The 6,277-nt window shown below is 61.4% G+C and carries 5 protein-coding genes; all 5 read right to left on the reverse strand.

The window, feature by feature from the left end:
- Positions 1 to 1,795: GNVR domain-containing protein (locus RKP46_RS07095; RefSeq protein ID WP_311105998.1), on the reverse strand; the 1,795-nt coding region annotated here is incomplete at its 3' end.
- Positions 1,796 to 1,932: 137 nt separating this feature from the next.
- The gene (locus RKP46_RS07100) at positions 1,933 to 3,126 is read right to left on the reverse strand and encodes a polysaccharide biosynthesis/export family protein (RefSeq protein ID WP_311105999.1); all 1,194 of its coding nucleotides are present in this window, start codon (positions 3,124 to 3,126) and stop codon (positions 1,933 to 1,935) included.
- A 299-nt stretch (positions 3,127 to 3,425) separates the two neighbouring features.
- On the reverse strand, positions 3,426 to 3,869 hold the full coding sequence (locus tag RKP46_RS07105) for a low molecular weight protein-tyrosine-phosphatase (RefSeq protein ID WP_311106000.1): 444 nt from the start codon (positions 3,867 to 3,869) through the stop codon (positions 3,426 to 3,428).
- 11 nt (positions 3,870 to 3,880) lie between these two features.
- The gene (locus RKP46_RS07110) at positions 3,881 to 5,452 is read right to left on the reverse strand and encodes an MraY family glycosyltransferase (protein ID WP_311106001.1); all 1,572 of its coding nucleotides are present in this window, start codon (positions 5,450 to 5,452) and stop codon (positions 3,881 to 3,883) included.
- Between the two features lie 135 nt (positions 5,453 to 5,587).
- On the reverse strand, positions 5,588 to 6,277 hold a 690-nt coding region (locus RKP46_RS07115; RefSeq protein WP_311106002.1), incomplete at its 5' end, for an NF038130 family PEP-CTERM protein.

A 6,277-nucleotide genomic window follows, 5' to 3' on the forward strand; every position in this document is an offset into this window, starting at 1 on the left:
CCCGCCGCAGGTCGGCGTCAACGATGACCACGCGCTTGTCGACCTGCGCCAGCACCGCACCCAGGTTCTTCGAGATGAAGCTCTTGCCCAGCCCCGGGCTGGGTCCGGTGATCAGAAGCGAATTGCGCTGCGCGTCGAGCAAGGCAAAATGCAGTGTCGTACGCAAGCCGCGCAGGCTTTCGACGGCGTCCTCCTGCGGAAAGGCAACGGCGAGCAATTCGCTCCCCCCGCCTGACCGCAAACGGCGAGTCAACTCGATTTCGTTGCTGCTATGCGGCACGGTCGCATAAACCGGCAGGCCGAGTTGTGCTTCGATCGTTTCCGGGTCTTCGACGACGACGCGCAGCGAGCGGAGCAGCCAGATGACAACCAGGCTCAGCAGCAGGCCAAGCAGCAAGGCAATCCCGAGAATGGCGATCGGCCTGGCGCCGACCGGTTCACGCGCGACGACAGCCGTGTCGATGACGCGCACGTCGCCTACCGTGCCCGCCTTTGACACACGCAATTGCTGCGCGGTGTTGAGCAACTCGGTGTACAACTTCGTCGACACCTCGACATCACGCGCCAAGCGCAACACGGTCTGTTGCGTATCGGGCAGCCGCGCCACATCCGCTTCGAACTGCTTGCGCCTTTCATTCAATCGCTGCAGCTTGTTATCGACTGCCTGAATGCGTGGGTGCTCGGGCGTGAAGTGCTGGCGCAGTTCGTCGCGCTCCTGCTTCAGCAGGACGGCAGCGTTTTCGACGTCGACCAGCGACTTGAGGATGCCCTGAGTTTCGATGTTCAGGTCCAGCGAGCCGCGCGTCTGGCGGTAGTTGTTGTAGGCGGCTTCGGCACTGTCCACCTGGGTCTTCAGCGCGGGCAACTGCGTTTCAAGAAACTTGAGCGTCTTCTCCGCCTCGGCCGAACGCCGCTCGACGTTCTGCCGAACGTAGGTGTTGAGAATGTCGTCGAGGACAAGCCCGATCTCCTGAGCATCGGGACCGAGCAGGCTCAGTTCAAGTACACCGGATTTCTTGCCGCGTTCCCGCACTGAGTATCTGGCCCGCAGATCGGATATGGCCGCCTCCGGCGAACGCTTGATGACGCGAAACTGTGTCCCCGGCCGTGCCTTGAGCTGGGCGACAAACGCCGAATAACCGTTGTTCTCTTTTGCCCGAACGCCAATCTTGCCGTGCAGCACGCTCTGCCCATCACCGTCGCGCAGTTCGAATCCGCCCTCATCGCCGGCAATCAGGATATGCCGTTCGTCGAGCGCGTCGGGCGGCACATCGAGCGAATCGATCTGAATCCGTTCGCCGCCCCAGGCAAAACTCGATAGACCGAGCCACGGCGAGCTCACATCTTCACCCTGGTGGCGCCTGAAGAACGCACCACCGATCAGCGGGAAGGTGCGCGGTGCGGCAACGAGGTCGAGCTTCAACTTGCTGACCACTCGCCCGAGAATCATCCGCGAACTGAGGATTTCCAGTTCTGCCGACACGGTCGTATCGTCGCCGAGCAAAGGCTGGAGCGCTTTCAAGGAACCGACACCGGAACTCTTTTCTTCCACCTGGAGAAGTCCGTCGGCCCGGTACGTCGGCTTGCTGACGAACACCCAAGCCACGCCGAGGAGCAAGGCGAACAGACAGATGGCGGCAATCAACCAGCGGTAGTCCATCAGCACTGCGATGATCTCGCCAAGCGCGAGGCCTTCATCTTCTTCAGCGGCGGCCGGCTGTCCCTGCAGTGATGCGCCGGGCGTCACCGGAGAAGCCGGGGGACTGAATATGGGTTTCGCCTGTTCGTTTTCCATGTGTGATCCGTAGTTTCTGCCCGCCGCGTCCATGGCCACGGGCTACGCAAGAGGTTTGGCCAGCCCGGTCTGGTCAGCCAGCCAAGCAACTGCCGGGCGCCCGAGTGCACGACTGGCTTCGTCCTCCCGCCAGCGACTCAGGGTTGCCGCCCTCCGAAGAGCGGATACTGCGTCAGGCTCGTCTGGTTGAGCATCGTTGCCGTCGGCAGGATATTGGCAATCACGCGCTGCCAGCGTACCACCGCTGCCGCATCGACGTAGACGATGTCGCGCGGACGTAGCGGAAAGCGGTCGGCAAGGAGCATAGCGTCAGGCAAACGGGAATCCAGATGGAAGAGCTCGGGCGTCTCGGCATCGCCACGCATGACGTAGATCCAGCGCGGATCGGCGGTTGTTTGACTGATGTAGCCGACATCGCCCAACGCTTCCGCCAACGTCAGGCGCTTCTTGTTCATGATCAAGGAACCGGGCTTGTTGACCTCGCCGAGCACGAAGACCTTGTTGTAACTGCGATCGGCGATGTTGAGAATGTCGCCGTGCTCAAGCAGCGCATTCTGCTCGGTCACGCCCTGATCGTACATCGCCTGGATGTCCACCAGGAAGGTCTGCCCGCGCCGGGTAAGCAGAACCCGGCTATGGTCCGCTTCCGGGGTGAAGCCACCAGCGCGATTGATCGCCTCAAGAACGGTCATCGGCACGTCGGTTACCGGCTGCACACCCGGCTTGGCGACTTCACCAACGACATAGACCTGCTTGCTGCGAAACGCGACCATGCGCACGTCAAGCTGGACCTTCTCGATGTACTTGGTCAGCTTGGCCGACAGCATCGCCCGCACCTCGCTGGTCGTCTTGTCCTGCACCTTGAGCACGCCGGCGTAAGGATAAAAGATCGTCCCGTCTTCGGCCACCACGGTACCCGCCTGTTCCGCCGTCCGGAAACTCCCCGCTGGAATCGTCAGTTCAGGATGATCCCAGACGACGATCGAGATGATGTCGCCCGGACCCAGGCGGTAATCGGGAACCGGTTTGCTGGCGGCCGCGGTCGGACCGAGATTCGCCTTGCTTGCCAAGGCCGCATTGCTTGTCCCGTCGCCGCGCGGCGGGCGGGCTGCCTTGAACAGATCAATGATGAGTTCAGCCGTAATCGGCTTGATCCTGACGTTGGCGGGGGCCAGAACGTCACCTTGCTGGACCGGAAGTCTGACAGCGGATTCCTCCCGCTCGCCGTAAGCCTGGTTGCCCGGTACGATGCTGCAACCAGCCAGAGCGCTGGCGGCAAGGCAAGCAAGGATGCGCCATGCGTTGCCGCATGTGGCAGGAAACGCGTTCATGCAGGATTCCTCATCACCTGGTGTTCTCCGTCTTGACGACGCTGCCGACAAAGGTCGACGGCAAGCGGTAAAGTGTACATTGATCGATCATCTTCCGCAAAACAAACGGCTGCGCAGCGGCCGAGAGCAGGGCGCTAGTTGACTACCGGTGCCGGCCAGCCGTCGCTGCCAGACACCTATCGCTTCGGGAAATTGGCCTTGCGGGAGAGACTATAGATCCGATTGGGCGGCCGCATCGTGCTCAATTTAACGGCCGAAGGCGAGATTCGCTGGCGGCACAAGACGCGCGGCACTGTCCTTCAGGCGCAGAGCTTGCTGACCCAGGGATCGAGCGCTTCCTCGATCAGATCGAGCGCTTCGACATGCGCTGCATCGCCACGTCGATACGGATCAGGAATCTCGGTCCCGGTCCAGTGGCCGAGGAGAAATGTTTTACCACGCGCTGTCGGATCCATCGCCAGAACCGCATCGCGGTGGTGTTTCTCCATGACAAGGACAAGCTCCGCCCAACGCAGCGACTCGGGTGTCAGTTGGCTCGCCCGGTGGCCGCTGAGGTCGACCCCACGCGCCTGCATCAGCGTCGAGGTCGTCTCTTCTGCCGGATGATTGACCAGCGCTCCGATACCGGCCGAATGCGCCTCGACCCGCTTGCCTTTGCTGGCAATTCGCTCGCGCAAGAGAAACTGTGCTGCGGGGCTGCGACAAATGTTCCCCGTACAGACCGTCAAGATCCTGCTAAACACGGTAGTCCGCCTCAAGCCGAGGTTACGCTGGTGGCACATGCAACTGGGTCCCTGTAGACCCGGCCGCGCGCGCGCTCCATGGAATAGATCAAGGTCCGCTCGACGCCACGTCGATCGGCCCGGCGCTGGTTGCTTTTCACCCCCGGACGTGAGTAGGCCACACGGCGGTCGTTCGTACTGCTGCGCTGAATAAACAGCCGCACATCAAGGCCAGCGTCGTCAAAGAGACGTCGGCGAATGGCGCTCGTATCACTATTTATTTTCCCGATCAGATGATCGTTGCCGCTACCCACCGGCACGAGAACCACGCAGTAAACGTTGCGCCCATTGGCATGCCGACGGTCGTCGACCCGGTATAGCTGAATCTGGTAGTCGTAGCTGCCGGCCAGCCCGGCGCAAACCGTGTCGAGCAACTCAGCGCATCTCTCCTGTGCGAAGTACCCGACGAAGATACCGCGCGCATCGCCTGACGGCAGCCGCAGTGTACGGCCGAGTCTGCGCAAGGCGGGCACCAGCCGCCATGGGCGCAGGATAGCCAAGAAATATCCAGCAAAAACAAGCAGGAAAAGGGCAAACATGATCCACTCGGGTACGTCCAGCCACAAGCCGACAATGCCAATCAGGCCAAGCGCGACTTGACTGAAAACGGCGATAGCGACCACATCGCACACCCGGAAGCCGGCTCGCACGAGGAGATGGTGCAAATGGTGGCGGTCGGGCCGGAACGGCGATTTGCCCAGCCAGATCCGGCGCAACATGACGCCGACCGTGTCCATCAGGGGCAAGGCAAAGAGCCACAGGGCGGTAACCGGCGTCATCGCCGCCTGTTTCCCCTGCGACAACGCAATGAACAACCAGGCAACCAGGAAGCCCAGCAACATACTCCCGTTGTCGCCAAGGAAAACACGCGCCCGACCGTTGCCTGGGTAGCGCAGGTTATAGTAGAGAAAGCCTGCGACACCGCCGATCAGCGCAACAAGAAAAACCATATAGGCAACGTCGCCAGCGCTATGCGCCACGATAGCCGCCAGCGCCAGGCTGACCAGGCTGACCGAGCCCGACAGGCCATCGATCCCATCGATCATGTTGACCGCGTTGATCAAACCGATCGTCGCGAATATGGTAACCGGAACGGCCAAGGGACCGAGTTCCACTTCCGCCAGCCCGGGCAAAATCCGACCCAGCGAAACCAGTTCGACGCCGCCTGCGTAGACCATTGAAAGCGCGACCAGCGCCTGAACGACGAAGCGGGGCTTGAAACTCAGGTGCCAGATATCGTCAGCCAGCCCGGTGAGAAAGAGCGCCAGTGCGCCAACCAGAATGCCCTGCAGCGGGCGCAGACTGAAGCTGTGAAAGAACAGCTCGACCAGCAGGAATGCAGCAACGACGACGCTGATGAGACCAAAGCCGCCGACGAAGGGAGTCACCGTCTGATGCTGCTTATGGCCGCCCGGACGATCGGCTATGCCGAAATGGTCAGCGAAGACCAATCCGAGTCGAATCGCGACCCCTGAGATCAACAGACAGAGCGTACCCAGGACAACCAGATCCACGACGACCTCCAGACTTCCCGCAGAATTCATTGCTGCTACACCGCCGCAAGGTGAGCAACACGCCAAGCGCTACCCGCCTACGCGAGCCTGACACAGACAGAGCCCTTTCGGGCTCTGTCTTCACATCCCGAGAGCGCTTGCGCGCCGAGGACTTCTCAAGGGAAGTCAGACACGCCGACGACGGCCAAGGAACAGACCCAGCAAGCCGATGCCGAGCAGCGCCAGGGACTCTGGCTCCGGTACATTGATGGCCAGACGATAAACGCCGCTGTAGGAACCATCCTGGGTGGCATATCCCGTCTGATCGGCGACAAAGCCATAGAGATACTGCCAATCGCCGTCACCGACCTTCACTTTGACCACTTCGCTGACCTGAGCAAAACGACCGGCTGACGTCAGGTCGGGATCGACGAAGGCGTTCACCGCGGCCACCAGGCCATTCAGGTAGGCGGCTGCGTTGTAGAAGCCGTCCAGGTCAACGAAGTACTGCGAACCAACCTTTTCGACCTTGGAAACGTTCGGGTCGCTGACCTGCCGATACCCGGCCGAATTCGCTGGGAGGCCCAGCGCGGTCGGGTCGCGCATCAGTTTGGTCAGCGTGTCGAGTTGGCCACCCGGCCCGCCGGTCAACGTCTGACCCACCGAAGTGAAGGCATCGGTGATGTACTTCTGAGTAAAGGCTACCGTCCAGTCGCTGGCGACCAGGCCGCTGAGAACGATCTGCTTTCCGTCGAGCGTACCGGTCAACGTGGTTGCCGGGTTGGAACCGAACTTGCCCAGTTCGACATTGCCCTTGTCGGTCAGCGCCTGCGTCACTTCTGACGCAGTGCAACCGCCCACAACCAGCGCGTTGGA

This window comes from Accumulibacter sp. (assembly GCF_031732815.1).
In the GTDB taxonomy this organism is placed as follows: domain Bacteria; phylum Pseudomonadota; class Gammaproteobacteria; order Burkholderiales; family Rhodocyclaceae; genus Accumulibacter.

Excerpts from the sequence above, each read along its gene's own strand:
- RKP46_RS07100 (WP_311105999.1), bottom strand. The coding sequence starts at position 3,126 with ATGAACGCGTTTCCTGCCACATGCGGCAACGCATGGCGCATCCTTGCT.
- RKP46_RS07110 (WP_311106001.1), bottom strand. The coding sequence starts at position 5,452 with ATGAATTCTGCGGGAAGTCTGGAGGTCGTCGTGGATCTGGTTGTCCTG.